The 2,985-nt window shown below is 53.6% G+C and carries 1 rRNA gene; it reads left to right on the top strand.

Annotated elements, in window-relative coordinates:
* Positions 1-30 precede the first annotated feature (30 nt).
* Positions 31-2,938: ribosomal RNA gene (locus BN2591_RS15495) — 23S ribosomal RNA — on the top strand.
* Positions 2,939-2,985: the final 47 nt, after the last annotated feature.

Below are 2,985 nucleotides of genomic sequence, written 5' to 3'. Positions count from 1 at the left end.
GATGTTTCACGAAACATCTTCGGGTTGTGAGGTTAAGCGACTAAGCGTACACGGTGGATGCCCTGGCAGTCAGAGGCGATGAAGGACGTGCTAATCTGCGAAAAGCGCCGGTAAGGTGATATGAACCGTTATAACCGGCGATGTCCGAATGGGGAAACCCAGTGTGACTCGTCACACTATCATTAACTGAATCCATAGGTTAATGAGGCGAACCGGGGGAACTGAAACATCTAAGTACCCCGAGGAAAAGAAATCAACCGAGATTCCCCCAGTAGCGGCGAGCGAACGGGGAGGAGCCCAGAGCCTGAATCAGCTTGTGTGTTAGTGGAAGCGTCTGGAAAGTCGCGCGATACAGGGTGACAGCCCCGTACACAAAAATGCACAGGCTGTGAGCTCGATGAGTAGGGCGGGACACGTGGTATCCTGTCTGAATATGGGGGGACCATCCTCCAAGGCTAAATACTCCTGACTGACCGATAGTGAACCAGTACCGTGAGGGAAAGGCGAAAAGAACCCCGGCGAGGGGAGTGAAAAAGAACCTGAAACCGTGTACGTACAAGCAGTGGGAGCATCCTTCGGGGTGTGACTGCGTACCTTTTGTATAATGGGTCAGCGACTTATATTCTGTAGCAAGGTTAACCGAATAGGGGAGCCGAAGGGAAACCGAGTCTTAACTGGGCGTTAAGTTGCAGGGTATAGACCCGAAACCCGGTGATCTAGCCATGGGCAGGTTGAAGGTTGGGTAACACTAACTGGAGGACCGAACCGACTAATGTTGAAAAATTAGCGGATGACCTGTGGCTGGGGGTGAAAGGCCAATCAAACCGGGAGATAGCTGGTTCTCCCCGAAAGCTATTTAGGTAGCGCCTCGTGAATTCATCTCCGGGGGTAGAGCACTGTTTCGGCTAGGGGGCCATCCCGGCTTACCAACCCGATGCAAACTACGAATACCGGAGAATGTTATCACGGGAGACACACGGCGGGTGCTAACGTCCGTCGTGAAGAGGGAAACAACCCAGACCGCCAGCTAAGGTCCCAAAGTCATGGTTAAGTGGGAAACGATGTGGGAAGGCCCAGACAGCCAGGATGTTGGCTTAGAAGCAGCCATCATTTAAAGAAAGCGTAATAGCTCACTGGTCGAGTCGGCCTGCGCGGAAGATGTAACGGGGCTAAACCATGCACCGAAGCTGCGGCAGCGACACTTAGGTGTTGTTGGGTAGGGGAGCGTTCTGTAAGCCTGCGAAGGTGTGCTGTGAGGCATGCTGGAGGTATCAGAAGTGCGAATGCTGACATAAGTAACGATAAAGCGGGTGAAAAGCCCGCTCGCCGGAAGACCAAGGGTTCCTGTCCAACGTTAATCGGGGCAGGGTGAGTCGACCCCTAAGGCGAGGCCGAAAGGCGTAGTCGATGGGAAACAGGTTAATATTCCTGTACTTGGTGTTACTGCGAAGGGGGGACGGAGAAGGCTATGTTGGCCGGGCGACGGTTGTCCCGGTTTAAGCGTGAAGGTGTGTGCTCCAGGCAAATCCGGAGTGCTTTAACACTGAGGCGTGATGACGAGGCACTACGGTGCTGAAGTAACAAATGCCCTGCTTCCAGGAAAAGCCTCTAAGCTCCAGGTAACACGAAATCGTACCCCAAACCGACACAGGTGGTCAGGTAGAGAATACCAAGGCGCTTGAGAGAACTCGGGTGAAGGAACTAGGCAAAATGGTGCCGTAACTTCGGGAGAAGGCACGCTGGTGCGTAGGTGAAGTCCCTTGCGGATGGAGCTGAAACCAGTCGAAGATACCAGCTGGCTGCAACTGTTTATTAAAAACACAGCACTGTGCAAACACGAAAGTGGACGTATACGGTGTGACGCCTGCCCGGTGCCGGAAGGTTAATTGATGGGGTCATCCGTAAGGAGAAGCTCTTGATCGAAGCCCCGGTAAACGGCGGCCGTAACTATAACGGTCCTAAGGTAGCGAAATTCCTTGTCGGGTAAGTTCCGACCTGCACGAATGGCGTAATGATGGCCAGGCTGTCTCCACCCGAGACTCAGTGAAATTGAACTCGCTGTGAAGATGCAGTGTACCCGCGGCAAGACGGAAAGACCCCGTGAACCTTTACTATAGCTTGACACTGAACACTGGTCCTTGATGTGTAGGATAGGTGGGAGGCTTTGAAGCGTGGACGCCAGTCTGCGTGGAGCCATCCTTGAAATACCACCCTTTAATGGCTGGTGTTCTAACGTGGACCCGTAATCCGGGTTGCGGACAGTGTCTGGTGGGTAGTTTGACTGGGGCGGTCTCCTCCTAAAGCGTAACGGAGGAGCACGAAGGTCAGCTAATCCTGGTCGGACATCAGGAGGTTAGTGCAATGGCATAAGCTGGCTTGACTGCGAGCGTGACGGCGCGAGCAGGTGCGAAAGCAGGTCATAGTGATCCGGTGGTTCTGAATGGAAGGGCCATCGCTCAACGGATAAAAGGTACTCCGGGGATAACAGGCTGATACCGCCCAAGAGTTCATATCGACGGCGGTGTTTGGCACCTCGATGTCGGCTCATCACATCCTGGGGCTGAAGTAGGTCCCAAGGGTATGGCTGTTCGCCATTTAAAGTGGTACGCGAGCTGGGTTTAGAACGTCGTGAGACAGTTCGGTCCCTATCTGCCGTGGGCGCTGGAGAATTGAGGGGGGCTGCTCCTAGTACGAGAGGACCGGAGTGGACGCATCACTGGTGTTCGGGTTGTCATGCCAATGGCACTGCCCGGTAGCTAAATGCGGAAGAGATAAGTGCTGAAAGCATCTAAGCACGAAACTTGCCCCGAGATGAGTTCTCCCTGAGCCTTTAAGGCTCCTGAAGGAACGTTGAAGACGACGACGTTGATAGGCCGGGTGTGTAAGCGCAGCGATGCGTTGAGCTAACCGGTACTAATGAACCGTGAGGCTTAACCTTACAACGCCGAAGGTGTTTTGGCGTGAGAGACAGAAAAGATTTTCAGC

The organism is Kosakonia pseudosacchari (assembly GCF_900184035.1).
GTDB classification, from domain to species: Bacteria; Pseudomonadota; Gammaproteobacteria; order Enterobacterales; family Enterobacteriaceae; genus Kosakonia; species Kosakonia pseudosacchari.
This window is presented reverse-complemented; position numbering and strand designations above follow the sequence as displayed.